This window comes from Rossellomorea sp. NPDC071047 (assembly GCF_050270195.1).
Lineage (GTDB): Bacteria > Bacillota > Bacilli > Bacillales > Bacillaceae_B > Rossellomorea.
In genome coordinates, this window is sequence record NZ_JBNNJT010000006.1 from 240,048 (window position 1) to 259,716 (window position 19,669).

General features: G+C 42.8%; 16 protein-coding genes and 1 other annotated feature. Of the genes, 8 read left to right on the forward strand and 8 right to left on the reverse strand.

Translation table 11 applies throughout. From position 1 onward, the window contains the following. Nucleotides 1-394 precede the first annotated feature (394 nt). The gene (hisJ, locus tag ACQKFO_RS19645; protein ID WP_427600610.1) at nucleotides 395-1,183 is read left to right on the forward strand and encodes a histidinol-phosphatase HisJ; all 789 of its coding nucleotides are present in this window, start codon (nucleotides 395-397) and stop codon (nucleotides 1,181-1,183) included. 57 nt (nucleotides 1,184-1,240) lie between these two features. On the opposite strand, the gene refZ is transcribed toward hisJ, so the two are convergent. Further along, the gene (refZ, locus tag ACQKFO_RS19650) at nucleotides 1,241-1,894 is read right to left on the reverse strand and encodes a forespore capture DNA-binding protein RefZ (protein WP_427600498.1); all 654 of its coding nucleotides are present in this window, start codon (nucleotides 1,892-1,894) and stop codon (nucleotides 1,241-1,243) included. A gap of 284 nt (nucleotides 1,895-2,178) precedes the next feature. Between refZ and ACQKFO_RS19655 the strand changes: the two genes are divergently transcribed. Both ACQKFO_RS19655 and ACQKFO_RS19660 read left to right on the forward strand, forming a co-directional pair. Continuing rightward, entirely contained in the window at nucleotides 2,179-2,664 is a 486-nt protein-coding gene (locus ACQKFO_RS19655) for a GAF domain-containing protein (RefSeq protein ID WP_427600499.1), read from the forward strand. Between the two features lie 228 nt (nucleotides 2,665-2,892). Then, nucleotides 2,893-3,534 carry a phosphatase PAP2 family protein gene (locus tag ACQKFO_RS19660; RefSeq protein WP_427600500.1) on the forward strand — a complete coding sequence of 214 codons (642 nt, stop codon included), beginning with the start codon at nucleotides 2,893-2,895 and terminating at the stop codon, nucleotides 3,532-3,534. A gap of 58 nt (nucleotides 3,535-3,592) precedes the next feature. Here ACQKFO_RS19660 and megL read toward each other — a convergent pair whose 3' ends face one another. From megL to ACQKFO_RS19675, 3 genes are all read right to left on the reverse strand, one after another. Continuing rightward, entirely contained in the window at nucleotides 3,593-4,774 is a 1,182-nt protein-coding gene (gene megL / locus ACQKFO_RS19665) for a methionine gamma-lyase (protein WP_427600501.1), read from the reverse strand. 161 nt (nucleotides 4,775-4,935) lie between these two features. Next, nucleotides 4,936-6,768, reverse strand: a complete 1,833-nt coding sequence (locus ACQKFO_RS19670; RefSeq protein ID WP_427600502.1) for a sensor domain-containing diguanylate cyclase — start codon at nucleotides 6,766-6,768, stop codon at nucleotides 4,936-4,938. 41 nt (nucleotides 6,769-6,809) lie between these two features. Continuing rightward, entirely contained in the window at nucleotides 6,810-7,418 is a 609-nt protein-coding gene (locus tag ACQKFO_RS19675) for a hypothetical protein (RefSeq protein ID WP_427600503.1), read from the reverse strand. A gap of 347 nt (nucleotides 7,419-7,765) precedes the next feature. On the opposite strand from ACQKFO_RS19675, the gene rpsD reads away from it, so the two are divergent. Then, on the forward strand, nucleotides 7,766-8,368 hold the full coding sequence (rpsD, locus tag ACQKFO_RS19680) for a 30S ribosomal protein S4 (RefSeq protein WP_034765742.1): 603 nt from the start codon (nucleotides 7,766-7,768) through the stop codon (nucleotides 8,366-8,368). A gap of 299 nt (nucleotides 8,369-8,667) precedes the next feature. On the opposite strand, the gene tyrS is transcribed toward rpsD, so the two are convergent. Beyond that, nucleotides 8,668-9,930 carry a tyrosine--tRNA ligase gene (tyrS, locus tag ACQKFO_RS19685; protein WP_427600504.1) on the reverse strand — a complete coding sequence of 421 codons (1,263 nt, stop codon included), beginning with the start codon at nucleotides 9,928-9,930 and terminating at the stop codon, nucleotides 8,668-8,670. Between the two features lie 54 nt (nucleotides 9,931-9,984). Next, nucleotides 9,985-10,194, reverse strand: a binding site (T-box leader). Between the two features lie 187 nt (nucleotides 10,195-10,381). Between tyrS and ACQKFO_RS19690 the strand changes: the two genes are divergently transcribed. After that, nucleotides 10,382-13,321: a transglycosylase domain-containing protein gene (locus ACQKFO_RS19690; RefSeq protein WP_427600505.1), complete on the forward strand. Its 2,940-nt coding sequence runs from the start codon at nucleotides 10,382-10,384 to the stop codon at nucleotides 13,319-13,321. Nucleotides 13,322-13,599: 278 nt separating this feature from the next. Here ACQKFO_RS19690 and acsA read toward each other — a convergent pair whose 3' ends face one another. After that, on the reverse strand, nucleotides 13,600-15,318 hold the full coding sequence (gene acsA / locus ACQKFO_RS19695) for an acetate--CoA ligase (RefSeq protein ID WP_427600506.1): 1,719 nt from the start codon (nucleotides 15,316-15,318) through the stop codon (nucleotides 13,600-13,602). Between the two features lie 253 nt (nucleotides 15,319-15,571). Between acsA and ACQKFO_RS19700 the strand changes: the two genes are divergently transcribed. Genes ACQKFO_RS19700 through ACQKFO_RS19710 form a run of 3 tightly spaced genes read left to right on the forward strand, consistent with a single transcriptional unit; the run spans nucleotide 15,572 to nucleotide 18,060 of the window. Continuing rightward, complete coding sequence (locus tag ACQKFO_RS19700) at nucleotides 15,572-16,204, forward strand: GNAT family N-acetyltransferase (protein WP_427600507.1); 633 nt, start codon at nucleotides 15,572-15,574, stop codon at nucleotides 16,202-16,204. A 36-nt stretch (nucleotides 16,205-16,240) separates the two neighbouring features. Next, a complete protein-coding gene (locus ACQKFO_RS19705; RefSeq protein WP_427600508.1) occupies nucleotides 16,241-16,888 on the forward strand; it encodes an acetoin utilization AcuB family protein in 648 nt (215 codons plus the stop codon). Beyond that, nucleotides 16,885-18,060 (forward strand): acetoin utilization protein AcuC, encoded by a 1,176-nt coding sequence (locus ACQKFO_RS19710; RefSeq protein WP_427600611.1) that lies wholly within the window; start codon nucleotides 16,885-16,887, stop codon nucleotides 18,058-18,060. The genes ACQKFO_RS19705 and ACQKFO_RS19710 overlap by 4 nt, the downstream gene beginning before the upstream one ends. Nucleotides 18,061-18,103: 43 nt before the next feature. On the opposite strand, the gene motS is transcribed toward ACQKFO_RS19710, so the two are convergent. Both motS and motP read right to left on the reverse strand, forming a co-directional pair. After that, on the reverse strand, nucleotides 18,104-18,841 hold the full coding sequence (motS, locus tag ACQKFO_RS19715) for a flagellar motor protein MotS (RefSeq protein ID WP_427600509.1): 738 nt from the start codon (nucleotides 18,839-18,841) through the stop codon (nucleotides 18,104-18,106). After that, nucleotides 18,831-19,646, reverse strand: coding sequence for a flagellar motor protein MotP (gene motP, locus ACQKFO_RS19720; RefSeq protein ID WP_427600510.1), 816 nt, complete (start codon nucleotides 19,644-19,646; stop codon nucleotides 18,831-18,833). Before motP ends, motS begins: the two co-directional genes overlap by 11 nt. Between the last annotated feature and the right edge of the window lie 23 nt (nucleotides 19,647-19,669).

Below are 19,669 nucleotides of genomic sequence, written 5' to 3' on the forward strand. Positions count from 1 at the left end.
CATGTTAACGACAATTTTTGACTATTAATTTCTAATTTTTCAGTGATAAAAAGTCATTTTCAGCAATTTCAGGGGAAAATTAGCTTTTTTATATGTATTTTTAATACTACTTTTAATTATCATGGCTATTTTCGTAAAGATTGGTGTTATTTAACCCGAAGCGAGTAGTGGTTGATTTCCGCTACAGGGTGCTCGCTTTCCGCGGGTCGGGCGGTGAGCCTCCTCGGCTTCGCCTGCGGGGTCTCACCTGTCCCGCTATTCCCGCAGGAGTCGAACACCCTTTCGCTCCAATCAACTTCATGCTTAACTTTTCACTTAAGAACTCAAATTAACCACAATAATCATCGATAAATAGCCATTTATTATCATAATGTTAAGGAAGTGAAGACTTTTGGTGAAAGTGGACGGACATATTCATACCCCTTTTTGTCCCCATGGGAGTGATGATACATTCGAAATGTATATCGAGAGAGCGCTCTCCCTAAATTATTCTGCTATAACATTTACGGAGCATGCACCGCTTCCCGAGGGCTTTGAAGATACAACACCGGACAGAGATAGCGGAATGGATCCATCGCATCTTTTGGAATACTTTCAAACTCTGGATATCCTTAAGGAGAAATATAAAGATAAAATCACGATTAAGTCAGGGTTAGAGGTAGATTACATTGCAGGCTATGAAAAAGAAACAGCTGAATTTTTAAATACTTACGGACCTCGATTGGATGATAGTATTCTTTCCGTTCATTTTTTGGAGAACGAGGGAAAATGGGATTGTCTGGACTTCAGTCCTGATGTATTCCAGTCTATGATTGCCTATTACGGGTCCGTCGATGCGATTTACGAACGCTATTATGATACGGTAGTAGAGTCGATCAGGGCTGATTTGGGCCCCTTTAAGCCTAAGCGCATCGGGCATATGACCCTTGTAAAGAAATTTCAGCAGCTGTACCCAGCATCCCATGCCTTTTCTTATAAAACCTCTTTGATTTTAAAAGAGATGGCATCTTGGAATTTGGAGTTGGACTATAACGGGGCCGGCCTGGTGAAGCCCTATTGTGGTGAGCCCTATCCCCCAACAGAAATCATTCAACAAGCTCTTTCTTTAGGAATCAAAACCGTTTATGGCTCAGATGCCCATACAGCTGCAGGAGTCGGTCAAGGTAGAGCAGAGATGCTGTGATAAAAACAAAGAACTCTTCTATTAACTGCGAAGAGTTCTTTTCTTGCTTTTCCCTGCTTAGATAATAAGTTCTTTCTTCATGATTTCCTTCGCTTCTGAAACGAGAAGTAAATCAATCCACTGATCGATATTTTTGTAGTATTGATCGATAAAATAATACTCCTGGGGGAACATTTGCCATACTTCCCTTAATTGCTGGCTATTGAGAAACGGCATTGTCAGCATGGATTTGAGCTGAATCACTAGAAAGCTGACAGGCTGTTTCTTCAGGGCATGATCTTTCATCCCTTGTTCAAACAATCGCTTCATATAGTGTCTTTCTTTCATTAAGTAAGAAGAAATGATTTCACGCACAACCTGGGAATCAATCGAAACTTCCCTCCAGATGAACCTGGATAATTGATGATGTTCACTTTGGAATTTCAAGATTTTGTACACTGCCCGCTTTAAGCATAAATCCGCACTTACATAGTTCAAGGCTTCCACTTCTTCCTGGAGAAAGCGCAGATATTGTTCAAAGAAATGAGTGAAGCACGCTTCCAGCACACCCTGCTTTCCTTTAAAATAATAGGAGATGGTAGCAGGGTTAACATTCGCTCTTTTTGCTATATCCCGGACAGAGGTCCCATCAAAGCCATGATCATAAAACAAATACACGGCGGCTTGAAAAATGGCTTCTTTCGTCGGTATGGAGGTATCTAGTTTTTTCATATTTCCCCTTCTTTCAAATATGATAGGCTTATGAAAAAAACAGTGACGAGGATTCACTATATAAAAAATCTTTTGATGAAAAAATCTTAATCATTGAAGGTTTGGATGAATTATGCTAAAAATGGTTCAATAGATGTTTCTATTATAGTTTGTTTACTCAAATAATTCGTGTTTTCATGTGGATTTCCTTTAAGTATTTCTCGACAGGATTTGTTGTGTAGAGGGCTTTTGGGAACAACCGAACATGAAAAAACGCACATTTTGTAGAATTGGGGGAGTTGTTGGTGTTTAAAGCAGAAAAATATCAAGGTACAAAGGAACAGGGCTTTGGTCTTGTTACGAAACAACTGAAAGCTTTATTAGAAGGCGAACCAAATCGAATCGCGAATTTAAGCAATGCTTCTGCCCTCTTAAATCAATTTATGGACCGTATTAACTGGGTAGGATTCTATTTATATGAAGAAGAAAGCAATCAATTGGTGTTAGGACCATTCCAAGGACTGCCTGCATGCGTAAGGATCCCACTTGGCAAAGGCGTTTGCGGTACATCTGCAAGTGAACAAAAAACACTTTTGGTCGAGGATGTTCATCAATTCCCGGGACATATCGCATGTGATGCAGCCTCTCAATCTGAAATTGTCATCCCTCTTGTGAAAGAAGGAAAACTGATCGGAGTCCTGGATATTGATAGTCCTGAAAAAGCCAGATTTGATGAAGAGGATCAAAAGTATTTGGAACTCTTTGTGGATGAGCTATTAAAACATCTTTAATACGGAATCATTAAGATAAGCACCCTGCTGGAAATATGATTTTCATATTCGGCAGGGTCTTTTTTTTGGGGATTAGGAGGAAAGTTTGAGTTGTCAAAACCTGTAACTGGTGAAAATTTAACGTTTTTCTTTCCTGCTAAAAGGGAAGAGAATACCGTAAATGAGAACTTTAAACTGGTACATTCCATACAATATCCAGAATGAATTCCAGCTAAGAAGGGGTGTAAGATGAGAGACAAGAAGAAAGACTTACCTTATTTATTATGTTTACTTGTGATGCCGGTATTAGGGTTGTTATATAAACTTTTAAATACGGATACCCGTGAAGCGGTCATCCTCTCTACAGATATTGATGCATTGATCCCGTTCGTGCCGGTGTTTATTGTGCCATATATAATCTGGTACGCCTTTATTCTGCTATACCTTTTTTACTTTTGGTATAAAGACATCCCTATATTTATTAAAACCCTGAGTGTGATTGTTATTGGTGAGTTGGTTTGTTTCGTCATCTACTTTTATTTCCAGACAACAGTACCCCGTCCCGATCTTGCAGGAGACGGCGTGTTTGTCAATCTTGTTCGAATGATCTATAGTCATGATCAGCCGTATAATGCTTTTCCAAGCATCCATGTTTTAACGACATTTTCAATCATTCTTGCAAATATTAACATTAAGAATAAACACTCGTTCCACTCTGCCTTTGTGCCGATAATGGGTTCGTTGATTATCATCTCAACCCTTTTTGTTAAACAACATTACATCCTCGACATGGTTGGCTCGATTTTTTTAACGGCGTTCATTTATGGTATTATTTTTGAGCTTTATGGAGTAAGTACAAAGAAATCAAATCAAGCCTATCTGAAAGAGTAATAGATCCTCCACAGAAAAACAGGAAAGAACCACTATTCAGGTTCCTTCCTGTTTTTATTTATGCCTTATCCAACGCCTGGGATAAATCACTCCAAATATCTTCCGGTGCTTCGAGTCCCACAGAAAGCCTCAGAAGTGAATCATTGATTCCCATGATCTTTCTCGATTCTTCGGGAACGATTGCATGAGTCATGGTGGCAGGGTGCTGAATTAACGTTTCGGCATCTCCCAGACTGACGGCGATCTTGATCATTTCGAGATCATCCATGAGCTTCTGGGCTTCTTCCTTAGAGCCTTTCAGCGTAAAGGAAATCATCCCGCCTGGTTTTTTCATTTGTTTCTTCATGACACCGTGCTGAGGGTGGTTTGCATGTCCAGGGTAAATAACGGTTTCGACAGCCGGATGCCCGGCTAATAGATCGGCAATTTTTTCCGCACTTTCACAGTGACGATCCATTCGCACGGCCAATGTTTTTAACCCCCGGAGCAACAACCATGCATCGAATGGAGAGATAATTCCTCCGATATCCTTTTGAGTCGTCATCCGGATTTCTGCCATTTTCTCCTGTGAACCGACGATGAGGCCGGCGACGACATCCCCATGACCTCCGATATATTTCGTTGCGCTGTGAATGACAATATCGCACCCAAGCTCAATCGGACGCTGTAAATATGGAGAACAGAACGTATTATCCACCACGACGGGTATTCCTTTTTCTTTGGCGACCTTCACAACAAGTTCCAGATCAATGAGCTGCATCGTCGGATTGATGGGGGTCTCCACATAGATGCAGCTGGTGTGTTCCGTGAGTTTCCCACGAATCTCTTCCTCTGAATCCATGGAAGAAAAATCATGCCCGATCGCAAATTTCTCTTGGAGGAGCTCAAGTAGACCGAACGTACAGCCATACACCCCTTGAGAGCATAGGATATGGTCCCCTGATTTCGTTAACGAAAACAGTACCGCGCTCACTGCCGCCATACCGGATCCAAAGGCGAGGGCGGCCTCTCCCCCTTCCAATGATGCAATCCGGTCTTCCAAAATCGATACCGTCGGATTTCCAAGTCTTGAATATATATATCCTTCCTCTTCACCAGCAAATCGCTTTTCCCCTTGTTTCGCATTTGCAAAGGTATAAGTAGAAGTTTGATATAAAGGCGGCGCTAAACTATCAAAGTGCTGAGATGATGCATACCCCTCATGAATCACCCTTGTTTCAAAACGCTTCTCTTCTTTCATACAGTATTCCTCCCAGTATTCCCTTCAAGTCTAAGTAACTACTATTCTAGAATATGATAACCATGCCAAAAAAGAAAGCGGTTACACTAAAGTGATAAAGGGAAATGGTCAAAAAAGAAGAACCCGAAAGAGCCATGTCGGCTCCGGGTTCTGCCACAATCTTATTCCAGGATGATACCATCACAATCTTTCACAACCTGATTCTTCCCATTGTTTTTCGCATGATAGAGTGCTTCATCTGCTTTCTTCACTAATTCCTTTACAGACTTGGGACACTGTTCGTCTCTCACTCTCCATGTGGATATGCCACAGGAAAGAGTCACCGAAGGATCTGTATTCAGAGGAATCTCCTCGACTATGCGATGAGCGATTTCAAAGCCTGCCTCATGATCCAGAGAAGGCAGATAGACCGCTAATTCTTCTCCTCCCCATCTGGCAACGAATCCATGTTGACTTACGATTCCTTTAATCAGGTTCGCCACCCCGATAATGACTTCATCACCGATTTGGTGCCCGTAAGTATCATTGATCACCTTGAAATCGTCAATATCGATCAACAGTAAGGTGCCCACAGAATCCTTGTTCATCGATGATTCCATTTCATCATCAAGATAATTCCGGGCGAATAATTTGGTCATATGATCGGTAATGACCATTTGTTCCAGTTTCTCACGAAGGGTTGCATTGGTTATCGCCAGGGTCGAATGATGGATAAACGACTGAAGCAGCTTGTACATATCAAATGAAAACATGTACGGTTCTTTATGTAACACTATACAAAACCCCAACAGGGCTTCATTTTGAATCATGGGCACGGCCATAACGGAAGGGAAGACCACTCCCATATCAAATCGATCGCTTACATCACCTAAAAAGATGGCATCCCGTTCCTTCTCGATTCTTCCCTGTACATAAGAGATATACTTTTCACCTTCTTCTTCAAAAAAAACAGAAGAACTTTCTTCCAGGATTCTGTACTCCCCTTTTTGCAGGAGAACAAATCCGATGGCTGATGCCTGAAAGGATCGCTTAATCTGTTTCTTTAAAAACAAGACCGTATCCGTTAATCGTAAATTCAAATTTAATTGATGGGAGGTTTCATTAATAAGCTGCAAATCGGTAATGAGCCTTTTTGACTGTTCATAGAGTTTGGCATTTTCAAGGGCATTCCCTGCCGTATAGGCAAGTAAGCGAATGAACTCGATCTTCTGTTCCGTAAAGGTGAAATGGGCCTTTGACTTCACTTCGAGAACGCCATAGATTCCCTGTTTTCCTTTTAAAGGGGCATACAGGACATCTTGTTCCTTCACTTCGATGCTACCATTGACAAATGCCTGCATGGCAAATTCATTGGCACGATCAAAATCAAAGTTTTTAATGGGGAGTGACCCGAATTCATACCGGTCATTAGACAATAACAAGTGGAACTCATCGATTGGAAACACCTGCTTTAACGTTTCAATGATCTGCACGAGAAGCGTATGAACATCCCTTGTTGAGTGAAAGATCTCCGTTACTTTAAATAATTCCCTGTACCGTTTTTCATCTTCTAGTACGGTCTGGATTCCACCTGTATGCTGTAAAAATTGATTGCTGGCTTTCCAAAAAGAATGGAGCCAGCCATCGTCTTTCACTTTTTCACATTCATTCCTTTTTACTAAAAGCATCGCCAGGGGACTGCCATCTTTATCCGTAAAGTGAAAACGGATGGTGAAATCATCACCCTCGTCAACCATTACAGGACGAAAAATGTATTCCTCCTTTGTTTCAGCAAGTGTGAGGGGAACTCCCTCATTGTCACTGGGCTGATATAAGAAATAGGCAGATTCGTTATAAAAATATAAAAATGCCCGATCAATATCAAGGCAGTCTTTAATGATTGCCAGCCATTTTTGCAAATGAGCAGATTGCCCCAATTCAACTGACATTTCTTCATAGATTAAATCAAACAGCTTTGACTTATATTCAAGCAATGAATTATGAACAACGTACATTTTTCTCACCCACACCTAAAAGGTTTGTGAAACTATTAACATCATTGACCTTGAGCCAGCACCAGATCTTCTTGTAATACCACGAGCCATAATGGCTGATCTGCCGATAAGGAATGGACTTCAGCAGGTTCAGCTTTTTGATCTGACAAATCCAGTTGAACCGGGTCTTTGTTCTCTCTAAGGGGTATGTCTATCAACTGATGATGCTCATCATATTTAAAGGACTGTTTACTGGAGATCACCGAAGAAGGAGCATCCTTCTTTTCTTGCAAAACCTCTAAAGATTTCGAAAATAAAACCCATTGCTTCTTATCTAATTGGACCCAAATTCCATCTTTATCTTTGGTGAGCCCTATTTTTTTCACTCTTTTCTGTAACGACACACTATGTAATACCTTAAAGTAATACTGATTACTTCTATCAAGTTCATATATAATAAGTACAGGCTGATCTTGAGCCATCTTTGTTACAGCGATGACGGGGTTCTGCTCTCTATTTCCTGCAGTTAATACCTCCGCATGAATCGATTGCCCGGACTCATCTTCTTGTTCCGAGGAATCGGAAGAATAAACAAACCCTCCGAAAACAACCAGGACGCACAGACCGATCAATACAAATCGAATGGTCTTTTCTCTTTTTGATTCTTTCAACGACATTCACCTATTCAACATATTTTCCAACTTTTATTATATCACAAGAAATGACTTTTGGACTATTTTGTTTAGAGAACAACACACGCAAGAATCTATGAAATCTGTTCATCTTAAAATACTTCCTTGACTTCTATTCTCTCCCGTCATATAATATTCTTTGTGTAAAATAATGCAGCTTCAGTGAAGTCCTTTATGTTCGTATTTTGTTCCTCTACATTCTGAGGTGTATCTTGTAACCCTCTGCTGCTAGGGCGAAGGTACATGAAAACAAAATGCACATAATTGTTTATTCACAGGTGTTTTTATTTTACAACAAAATAAAAACAATAAAGGAGGAGTCATTCATGGCTCGATATACTGGCCCAAGCTGGAAATTATCTCGTCGTCTTGGAATCTCTCTAAGCGGAACGGGTAAAGAATTAGAAAAGCGTCCTTACGCTCCTGGACAACATGGTCCTAACCAACGTAAAAAAATCTCTGAGTACGGTTTACAACTTCAAGAGAAGCAAAAACTTCGTCACATGTACGGAGTAACTGAGCGTCAATTCCGTAACCTATTTGACCAAGCTGGCAAATTACAAGGTAAACACGGTGAAAACTTCATGGCGCTACTTGAGTGCCGCCTGGATAACGTTGTTTATCGTTTAGGTCTTGCTCGTACTCGTCGTCAAGCACGTCAACTTGTTAACCACGGTCACGTTACAGTGAACGGATCTCGCGTAGATATCCCTTCATTCCGCGTACTTCCTGGTCAAACAATCTCAGTTCGTGAAAAATCACGCAACCTTGACATCATCAAAGAAGCGATGGAAGTGAACAGCTTTGTTCCTGAATTCCTAACTTTCGATGCTGACAAATTAGAAGGTACTTTCACACGCGTTCCTGAGCGTTCTGAATTACCGGCTGAAATCAATGAAGCTCTTATCGTTGAGTTCTACTCTCGTTAATCTTTGTGAAAATGACACTGTCCATTTTATGGGCAGTGTTTTTTTGTGCCTTAAAAACCCTTTCTTTATTAGGCAGAGTCAGCATATGGACATTTTATATAATATACATACGAATTCATTACGATTCAGGTCGGTTTTCGGTACCGGACTTAATCATCAGAAGCATTTCTTTTCAACTTTACCTACTTTATTTTCAACTCTGGAACTTTTATTTTCAACTCCCTCTTCCACACAAAAAAAGCACGGTACCCGCTACAATAAGAGTAACGGATACCGCACTGTCAGATTCAATATTAGTATTATACGTACTGAATTCTAAAATATTTCTTCTTTCCGCGGCGAATGATGGTAAATTGTCCTTCGATCATGTCTTTTTCATCCATCACATGCTGAAGGTCTGTTACACGTTCACCGTTAAGGTATACTGCACCATTCCCGACATCTTCACGGGCTTGGCGCTTAGATGGTGAGATTTTCGCATTTACGAGAAGGTCGATCAATCCGATCGCTTCTCCTTTAGGCTGTTCGAATGATGGAACATCTTTGAATCCTTCGAGAATTTCAGAAGCCGACAACGATTTGATCTCACCACTGAATAATGCTTGTGTGATGCGGATCGCTTGATCCAGCGCTTCTTCACCATGAATCAGTTTTGTCATTTCTTCAGCCAGTGCTTTTTGCGCCTTGCGAAGGTGAGGTTCCGTTTCAACTGACTGTGCCAGGGCATCGATCTCTTCGTGTGAAAGGAATGTAAAGTATTTCAAGTATTTCACGACATCTGCATCAGCCGCATTGATCCAGAACTGGTAGAACTCGTAAGGAGATGTCTTCTTCGGATCCAACCAAATCGCGCCACTTTCGGTTTTACCGAATTTACTTCCATCTGCTTTCGTTACAAGTGGAATCGTGAAACCAAACGCCTTCGTTTCTTCTTCGTGGGTACGTCTGATCAGCTCAAGGCCAGTCGTGATATTCCCCCACTGATCGCTTCCACCGATTTGAAGCTTACAATTGTAGTTGTCGTATAGATGATTGAAGTCCAGGGCTTGCAGGATGGTATACGTAAATTCAGTGAACGAAATACCAGATTCCAGGCGAGATGCAATCGTATCTTTTGCCAGCATGTAATTCACACCCACATGCTTACCGAAATCACGAAGGAACGTGACAACGTCCATCGCTCCGATCCAGTCATAGTTATTCACCGTCACTGCACCATTTTCCCCTTCAAAATCAAAGATGCTCTCAAGCTGCACTTTAATGCTCGCTACATTCCCCTGAATCGCTTCAATTGTCTGCAGTTTACGCTCTTCATTTTTACCACTCGGGTCACCGATCAATCCGGTTGCCCCTCCCACTAGTACAAGTGGACGATGCCCTTGATTCTGGAAGCGTCTCAATGTTAAAAATGGGAGCAGATGCCCGATATGCATACTGTCTGCAGTCGGATCGATCCCGCAGTAAATGGAGATGCTTTCTTTATTCAACAGGTCCTTCAACCCTTCAGCATCCGTTTGTTGATACGTGATTCCACGCCATTCCAAGTCCTTTATCAAATCCATGTTGTTTCCTCCTTTTTTTGTAAAACAAGACAATAAAAAAAGCCCCTGCATAAATGCAGGGACGCTGTCGCGCGGTACCACCCAAATTAAGGAATTACATCCTTCACTCATTAAAGATAACGGCTTTAACCGTTTGCTGCTACTATTAGTTCACAGCAAAAGCTCCAGGATGTAATTCATCTGCCATTTGTGTCAGTTCACAGCACCCACTGACTCTCTTTATAACAGGGAAGGCAGACTACTTGTTCCTCTCATTGCGATCACACGTTCATTTTTTTGTAAGTAAACCCGACTGTGTGCCGGATCATCATTCATTTCGCTATATAAGGTTTTTACCATATTCTAAAATAATAGTCAACTAAACTCTTGTTAAAAGACCATTTTATTTGACTTTTTACGACAGCCTTCCTGTAAATATGCTATAATGGGAATGTTCTGGGGGGAATGATATATGAAGGAAAAATGGAACAAATTACTCGAAAAACTAGACCCTGCAATCAGGTTCTTTTCAAATACTGGAGTTCAAAAACGAGCAAGAATTACATATGGAGTATTCTGGAACCTGTCGTTGATCCTGGTCGTGATCTTTGTACTGGGATTTGCATTTGCAGGAGGAGTCGGAGCGGGTTATTTCGCTTCTCTCGTCAAGGAAGAACCGATACGTCCTTACGACCAAATGAAAAAGGACATTTACAACTATGAAGAAACGTCGCAGCTTTACTTTGCCAATGATGTATATTTGGGGAAACTCCGAACAGACTTAGAGCGGGAAGAAGTAAAGCTCAAAGATGTTTCTGAAGATCTGCGAAATGCTGTTATTGCCACGGAAGATGAATACTTCAAAGAACATAACGGTGTCGTACCGAAAGCGATCATGCGTGCCGTACTACAGGAATTCACCAATTCCTCCACTCAATCAGGTGGAAGTACACTCACACAACAGCTAATCAAAAACCAAATATTGACCAATGAAGTATCATTTGAAAGAAAAGCAAAGGAAATACTCCTCGCCCTTCGCTTGGAACGTTTCTTTGAAAAGGACGAAATCCTGGAAGCCTACCTGAATGTAGCGACACTTGGACGTAATTCTTCCGGTCGGAATATTGCCGGGGTCCAATCTGCTGCACAAGGGATATTCGGGGTTGACGCCAAGGACTTAACCTTGCCTCAATCTGCGTTCATTGCCGGACTTCCACAAGCTCCATTCTCTTACACTCCATTTACGAATAGTGGAGAAATGAAAGAGAATCTTGAAGCTGGAATGAGCCGAAAAAACACTGTACTCTACAGAATGCACCGAGAAGGCTATATTACGAAAAAAGAGTACGATGATGCTGTAGCCTATGACCTGTCGAAAGATTTCATCAAGCCTAAAGCATCACCAAGTGAACAGTATCCTTGGCTGACTGCTGAACTTGAAAGCAGAGCAGTGGACATCATGACGGATGTACTTGCCGAAAAAGACGGCTATTCCAAGCAGGATCTTGAAAATAATGATGAACTTGAAGAAAAATACCGAACCCTCGCGGACCGCAATGTCCGTCAAAGCGGTTATCAGATTCACTCAACCATCAATAAAAAGATCTATGATCAAATGCAGAAAACAAAGGATGCCTACGAAATGTATGGCCCTCCGAAATATGTAGCGGGAACGGACCCTGACACGGGAGAAGAAGTGGAAGTACAGGAGCCCGTTCAGGTCGGAGCGATCATGATTGAAAACAAAACAGGACGCATCATCAGTTTCATTGGCGGCCGTGACTTTAAAACGGAACAAATCAACCACGCCACCCAGTCACTGAGATCGAATGGGTCTACCATGAAGCCATTACTTGCTTATGCCCCGGCACTGGAATACGGATACATTTCACCTGGATCCCCCATTCCTGACGTTGGTGTGAACATAAATGGCTGGACGCCTGAAAACTATTCGCTTAATGAACGTGGACTTTTCCCTGCAAGATATGCACTTGCAGAATCATTGAACTTACCTGCTGTAAGAACTTATGCCAATATCTATAACCGAAATCCATTTAAAGAATTCCTTCTGAAAATGGGCTTTTCATCACTAAACAGCCGATATGATAATAACCTGTCACTTGCACTGGGAGCCACCACAAGTGGTGTAACAGTCGAAGAAAATGTAAATGCCTATACTACTTTTGCAAATGGCGGGAAATTCATAGATGCATACATGATCGATAAAATTGTCGATCAAGATGGCAATGTGGTGTTCGAACATAAAGTAGAACCAGTGGATGTATTCAGTCCACAAACGGCTTACCTTGCCATCGATATGATGAGGGATACCCTGGATCATTCACTTGGGACAGGACGTTATGCGAAGAAATTCCTGAACTTTGGTTCTGATTGGGCCGGGAAATCCGGAACGAGTCAGGAATACAAGGATCACTGGTTTGTCGCATCCAATCCGAGCATTACATTCGGAACCTGGTTCGGGTATGATACACCTTCTTCATTAAATACCCCGGGATCCCGGGCACAGTATGGTCATTATGGATTACGTAATATCCGCTTATGGTCATACTTATTGAATGATACGAGAGACTTGGCTCCTGAACTGATTGATCCCGATGCACAATTCCAGCAGCCTGAAGGTGTTGTAAGAAGATCCTTCTGCTCGATTTCAGGATTACTGCCATCAGAAGCATGCAGTCAGGCCGGGTTAGTGAAAAGTGACTTATTCAACGCTAAATATGTACCAACCAAAACAGATGACAGCTTACTCATGAGCCGTTATGTCATGGTAAATGGAAAAAAATATTTAGCTCTGCCTAATACGCCGGAAGAATTTTCACAGCCGGGAGTGATCTTGAATCCTGACTTTGTGAAGAATGTATTTGGTTCTGTACCTGGAGATCCAAACAAACTCATTCCGGACGGTGACAATCGATTCAAAAATGTTCTGATTGCAGAAAACAAGATTTCAGACGATGGAGCAGCTCCTGGGACGGTAAAAGCAAGTGCTAATGGAAATACCATCACTTGGACCCCTTCTGCAAGCGGAGATGTCGTCGGATATCGTGTATATAGTAAATCTGGCGGCAAGGTCGGCAGTGTCAAGTCTGGCGGGAATTATTCCGTTTCCGTTGGAAATGGTGATTTCTATGTGGTTGCCGTTGATGTAGCGGGTAAACAATCTGCAGCTTCCAACACTGTACAAATCGGAAAACCGGAGCCAAAACCGGAACCGAAGCCCGATAAGCCGGCAACGGATCCGAAACCGCCTGGTGATAAACCGGCCGATCCTCCCCCTAAACCAGATAAGCCTGAGCCACCACCAGCTGATGATGGAGGCGGTGATGGCGGCGGTGACGGTGGAGGAACCGAGCCACCAACTGAACCTGAACCACCTGCTGAGCAGAATTAGATAGCAATAAAAAAAGCGAGCAAAAGCATTTACTCTTGCTCGTTTTTTTTATATTGGATGAGGGTGAAGGACTGGAGTGGGATTGTCTCTTAATCTTTTATGCCATTTTGGAAATTTATCTGCCGCTTATTCAGTTTATCTGCCCTATTCTATTTTTATATGCCATTTTTTTAGTTTACCTGCCACTTCTCATAAATCTACAAATACCGCCCTCCTCGCCCCTTCTCCCCCAACCACAAAAAAACCCCCACTCATCAAGAGCAGAGGTTCTTCATCTATTAATCTTCCATTGTACTTAAATCACCGGTAGGAAGGTCTAATTCCCATGCCTTCAACACGCGACGCATGATTTTTCCGCTTCGTGTTTTCGGAAGCTTGTCTCTGAATTCGATTTCTCTAGGAGCCGCATGGGCAGCTAATCCTTTTTTCACGAATTGACGAATCTCTTCTTTCAGCTCATCTGTCACTTCGTAGCCATCGCGAAGAGCGATGAACGCTTTGATGATTTCGCCGCGAACCGGGTCAGGTTTGCCAATGACGCCTGCTTCGGCAACCGCCGGATGTTCTACGAGCTTGCTTTCTACTTCAAATGGACCTACTCGTTCTCCAGACGTCATGATGACATCATCGATCCGGCCCTGGAACCAGAAATATCCGTCTTCATCCATATAAGCTGAATCTCCTGAAACATACCAGTCACCAGGCATGAAATATGATTCATACTTCTGTGGATTATTCCAGATCTGGTTCATCATGGATGGCCAGCCTTTTTTGATCGCCAAGTTCCCCATGCGGTAAGGAGGCACTTCATTTCCTTGATCATCCACAATCGCCGCTTTCACTCCAGGGAATGGTTTCCCCATGGATCCTGGCTTGATTTCCATGCTCGGATAGTTACAGATCAATTGGCCGCCTGTTTCCGTCATCCACCAAGTATCATGGATGCGCAGATTGAATACTTTCATTCCCCAGCGTACCACCTCAGGATTCAAGGGCTCTCCTACGCTAAGGATATGGCGAAGAGAGCTTAAGTCGAATTGTTTCACGACTTCATCCCCTGCCCCCATCAACATCCTGAAGGCCGTTGGAGCACTGTACCAAACCGTCACTCCATAATCTTCGATCGTTTGATACCAGTTCTCCGGTTTAAAGCGTCCCCCTACAATGACGTTCGAGGCACCTGTCAGCCACGGTCCGAAGATTCCATATGAAGTCCCTGTGACCCAGCCTGGATCAGCTGTGCACCAATACACATCCTCTTCCTGAAGGTCGAGTACCCATTTGGAAGTTTGGTAATGTTGAATCATTGCGTTATGGACATGAAGGACCCCTTTTGGTTTTCCAGTGGAACCTGACGTATAGTGAAGGATCAACCCATCGTTCCGTTCTACCCATTCTACCGCCAGTTTATCGCTCGCTTCAGCAAATTTAGTCATAAAGTCAATATGGACATCGTCCTCCTGTACCTCATCCCCAATTAAGAAAACATGCTTTAAGTTCGGAAGTTCACTTACCGGAACCCTCTTCAAAAGCTCAGGAGTCGTGATCAGTACTTTCGCTTCACTATCCTCTAATCGATCACGGACGGCTCCCTCCATGAAAGCTTCAAACAGAGGTCCTACGATGGCACCCAGCTTGATTGCACCCAATACGGAGAAATACAATTCCGGTGATCTTGGCATGAAGATGAATACTCGGTCACCTTTTTCAACATCCCCAAAACGTTTCAATACATTTCCTGCTTTGTTCGACATCTTCTTCATATCAGAGTACGTATATTTTTCATCACGTTCTGCATCTCGGTAATAAAGAGCGACTTTATTTTTCCTGAAAGATACTGCATGTCGGTCAATTGCTTCATGAGCCAGATTGACACGTCCTGTTTCAGACCATGAAAATTCTTTTTCGACATCTTTCCAATCAAATGATTCATAAGTATTTTCATAGCTTTCAAGATTATAGTTTCCCTTAGTTACTGGTAACGCTTCCACTTTCATATACCGCATCCCCCTTATGTAAGAAATTACAATCTTATTATAGTATAAATTTAATATTTTCTCAATTTTTTAAAAAATCTGCCACAAGGTCATCTTTACTGTAATCAGATTAAAAACACTTCAAACCCCTGTCCTAGATAGGTATTGCAGAATAATATCACCGCTTCAAACGTCTGAAAATTTCGTGAAAGCGCTATACATTTTTATATTTCATGTATAATGGACTTGAGGAATATCTTTAGGTGGTGTCCAGATGAAATTGAAAAAAACCTATAATGCAACAGAATTGAAGACGACAAAAGGTAATATCATTATTGAAGGTCCGATTTCCGCTGAAGAATTATCAAGGCTTGACTTTCACGAGGACTTGGTCGCTTTCAGACCTCCTGCCCAGCAGCATAAAGCCCTTGTAGAGATTGCCAGTTTACCAGAAGGTCGAATCCTGATCGCGAGAGATCAACATACGATTGTTGGATATGTTACATATTTATATCCTGATCCCCTTGAACGCTGGTCTCAAGGGAAAATGGATAATCTGATTGAGCTTGGAGCAATCGAAGTCATTCCTAAATTCCGCGGGGCTTCGGTCGGAAAGAATCTTTTAAAGGTTTCCATGATGGATGATCATATGGAAGACTATATCGTCATTACGACTGAATATTATTGGCACTGGGATTTAAAAGGGACCGGCCTGAACGTGTGGGAATATCGTAAAGTAATGGAAAAAATGATGAACGCCGGCGGATTGGAATATTACGCAACGGATGACCCTGAAATCAGTTCCCATCCAGCTAATTGTTTAATGGCGAGAATCGGTACGAGAGTGGACCCGGATTCCATCCAACGATTTGATCAACTGAGGTTTATGAATCGTTTTATGTATTAATGGAACTCTGACAAGTTTTCTAAAGGGGTGGAGAACGTGATTGTAGAAGAAATTATGAAAACGAAAGTCGAAACTTTAAAGGCAGACGATACAATTGAAACAGCCATAAAATTAATGCGGGAGAAGAAGATCAAGCATATCCCGATTACCAATCATGATATGGAAGTGATCGGGATCGTGAGTGACCGTGATGTTAAAGACGGTACCCCCTCTATTTTTCATGATGAGTCACCTGGCAATGAATTGCAGAATCCGCTTAAATTGATCATGAAGAAAGATGTGATCACAGGTCACCCTCTCGATTTTGTCGAAGAGGTTGCGGCTCTCTTTTATGAGCACCGGATCAGCTGCCTTCCTATTTTGAAGGAAAAGAAGCTGGTCGGAATCATTACTGAAACCGACCTGTTATACACGCTCATTCAACTGACGGGAGCACACCAGCCCGGCTCTCAAATAGAAGTGAAAGTCCCGCATAAAGCGGGCATCCTTTACGAAGTAGCCGGAATCATCAGAAGGAATAACTCCAATATTCAAAGTGTACTGGTCTATCCGGATAAAAAGGACGAGCAGTTCAAGATCCTTGTATTCAGAGTAAGAACGATGAATCCGATGAATGTGATCAATGATCTAAAGAAAGAAGGATATGACGTGTTATGGCCAAACATGCCCGGAATCTCCTCATGACAAAAGATGCTGTTTTCATCTATTCAGACGAACTCCTCGGGTATCGGTTCTCTGATGAGCATCCCTTCAATCAAACCCGATTGACCCTGACGATGGATTTACTCAAGGAGGCAAATGCTCTTCAATCAGATGAAATCGTTCCACCACGAATGGCTACCGATGAAGAGTTATTTCTTAATCATGATCCCAATTATGTAAACGCCGTCAAAAGAGCGAGTGTCGGCCAACTCTCTCAAGATCAGGCAGAAGGGTTTGGAATTGGTACAGAAGATACCCCGATGTTTCAAGGAATGCATGAAGCGAGTGCTTATTTGGTAGGCGGTACGTTAACGGCCGTTGATCTTGTCATGACGGGAAAAGCCAAGCATGCCCTTCATCTCGGTGGTGGTCTGCATCATGGTTTCAAAGGGAAAGCATCAGGCTTCTGTATTTATAACGACAGTTCGGTGGCGATCCGCTACTTGCAGGAAAAGTACGGGGCTCGTGTCCTATACGTCGATACAGATGCTCATCACGGGGATGGCGTTCAGTGGTCCTTCTACGATGATCCGGACGTGTGTACCCTTTCCATCCATGAGACGGGCCGCTACCTTTTCCCGGGGACAGGCAATATTAATGAGCGCGGTCATGGAAAAGGATATGGGTATTCGTTCAATATCCCCCTAGATGCCTTTACAGAGGATGAGTCTTGGCTCGAAGCTTATGAAACGTCCTTTCGTGAAGTCATTGAATTCTTCAAGCCCGACGTCATTTTGACTCAAAACGGGGCAGATGCCCATTATTATGACCCACTCACCCACCTTTCGGCTACCATGAATATATATCGGGAAATCCCTCGTATCGCCCACGAGCTTGCTCATGAGTATTGCGATGGTAAATGGATTGCCGTTGGTGGTGGCGGCTATGACATTTGGAGAGTCGTCCCAAGGGCCTGGAGCATGATTTGGATGCAGATGACCGGGCGTATGGACCTCGCCTCTTCCTTCCCTGGGAAATGGACGGAACGCTGGCAAAGTAAAGCCGGGGTCACCCTGCCATCTGACTGGTGGGATAACCCTGACATTTACAAGCCGATTCCGAGAAAAGGCGAAATCACGGAAAAGAACAAGCAAACCGTTGAGAAAGCCCTCTATTCCATCCGGCAGCAATTGAGACAGAAGCCGTCAAGTTAACTAAAAACCAAGGACCTCTCACTACCCGAGAAGTCCTTGGTTTTTATTGTTCCTTATATGCAGGATCTGTAATGATCACTTCCACACGCCTGTTTTTTTGAAGGTTTTCCCTTGTGTCATTGGGTGCAACCGGGCGTGTGTCCCCATATCCGACGGCAATGAAGCGCTTCGGATCTAAGTTTTCGGTTTGAACGAGATACCGGATCACACTGCTTGCCCTTGCCGAGGAGAGCTCCCAGTTTGATGGGAACCGATATGTACCGATGGGACGATTATCTGTATGTCCCTCCACTTTCACGAAGTTTGGGATCCTCGATAAAAGATCGCCCACCTTATTTAAGAACGGATAAGCGTCCTCAAGGACCGTCGCTTCGCCTGAAGCAAACAGGGCTTGCTCCTGTAGGACCAGCACGACTCCGCGCTCGGTTCTTGTGGCCACTACAACGTCACTTAGTTTGTTTTCATTCAAGTAGCTCTGAATATCGGCTAAAAGCTGATTCAACTCTTTATCGGTTTCCTCAATGCTCTGAGGCTGAGTTTTCTCCATCTCCATTTCAGGTTCGGCTGAAGGATTCTCAAATGGAATGACAGAAGGGTAAAACTCCAGTATTTGACGCTGCTGAAAGGAATCAGCAATGGTCCTGAATTTGACGATATCAATTTGAGACATGGAAAATAGTAAAATAAAGAATACGAGAATAAGAGTAATGAGATCAGAAAAGGTTACCATCCATTTCGGTGCACCCGTTGGCTGAGACGCTTGTCTCCGTCTACGCATCATCGAATGTTGCCTCCTCTTGTTTCCTGCCAGAGTACATCTCCAGTTCCTTATTGGATAAGAACACTCTCAGTTTCTCTTCCAATATTTTTGGATTTTGACCGGATTGTACCCCGACGACACCTTCAATCACGATTTGTTTCATGAACACTTCTTTTTCTGTTTTCATCGCTAATTTGGATGCCATAGGTAAGAAGACAAGATTTGCAAGGATCGATCCATATAGAGTCGTTAATAAGGCGATGGCCATATTTGGCCCTAATGACGCTGGATCATTCAAATTCTTTAACATCAGTACGAGACCGATCAAGGTCCCGATCATCCCCCAGGCAGGTGCATACTCCCCAGCCTTATCAAGTAAACTTTTATTTTTACGATGCCGCTCTTCTAAAGCGATGATTTCTGCATTCATGATATCCACAATCACGTCCTGCTCAATTCCATCGACGGCTAACAGGACTCCTTTTCGAATGAAAGGATCCTCGACCTCTTCCACTTCCGCCTCTAATGCGAGAAGACCTTCACGTCTGGCTTTTTCTGATAGTGTCACAAAAGTGCGGATGAGGCCTTGAAGATCGTATTCCTCGTCCCGAAAGGATTCTCTCATCACTTTCCCCAATTGCTTCAATTCCTTAATAGAGAAGCTGACCAGCATGGCAGCGACCAAACCGCCTATGACAACAAACATGGACGGCAGATCTATGAAGGAACTGAAGCCTGTAACACCAGCGTTCGTAATGATGGCAAAAGCGACGAATAGAAACCCTACTACAACCCCGATCGGTGTAAGAACATCAAGCTTTTTCATTTTGACTCTCCCTACAAAATTAA

What these genes read in the sequence shown, in the direction of transcription:
- refZ (WP_427600498.1), bottom strand. Translation starts at nt 1,894, where the DNA reads ATGAAAAAACTAGATACCTCCATACCGACGAAAGAAGCCATTTTTCAA.
- ACQKFO_RS19660 (WP_427600500.1), top strand. Translation starts at nt 2,893, where the DNA reads ATGAGAGACAAGAAGAAAGACTTACCTTATTTATTATGTTTACTTGTG.
- megL (WP_427600501.1), bottom strand. Translation starts at nt 4,774, where the DNA reads ATGAAAGAAGAGAAGCGTTTTGAAACAAGGGTGATTCATGAGGGGTAT.
- ACQKFO_RS19670 (WP_427600502.1), bottom strand. Translation starts at nt 6,768, where the DNA reads ATGTACGTTGTTCATAATTCATTGCTTGAATATAAGTCAAAGCTGTTT.
- rpsD (WP_034765742.1), top strand. Translation starts at nt 7,766, where the DNA reads ATGGCTCGATATACTGGCCCAAGCTGGAAATTATCTCGTCGTCTTGGA.
- tyrS (WP_427600504.1), bottom strand. Translation starts at nt 9,930, where the DNA reads ATGGATTTGATAAAGGACTTGGAATGGCGTGGAATCACGTATCAACAA.
- ACQKFO_RS19690 (WP_427600505.1), top strand. Translation starts at nt 10,382, where the DNA reads ATGAAGGAAAAATGGAACAAATTACTCGAAAAACTAGACCCTGCAATC.
- acsA (WP_427600506.1), bottom strand. Translation starts at nt 15,318, where the DNA reads ATGAAAGTGGAAGCGTTACCAGTAACTAAGGGAAACTATAATCTTGAA.
- ACQKFO_RS19700 (WP_427600507.1), top strand. Translation starts at nt 15,572, where the DNA reads ATGAAATTGAAAAAAACCTATAATGCAACAGAATTGAAGACGACAAAA.
- ACQKFO_RS19710 (WP_427600611.1), top strand. Translation starts at nt 16,885, where the DNA reads ATGACAAAAGATGCTGTTTTCATCTATTCAGACGAACTCCTCGGGTAT.
- motS (WP_427600509.1), bottom strand. Translation starts at nt 18,841, where the DNA reads ATGATGCGTAGACGGAGACAAGCGTCTCAGCCAACGGGTGCACCGAAA.
- motP (WP_427600510.1), bottom strand. Translation starts at nt 19,646, where the DNA reads ATGAAAAAGCTTGATGTTCTTACACCGATCGGGGTTGTAGTAGGGTTT.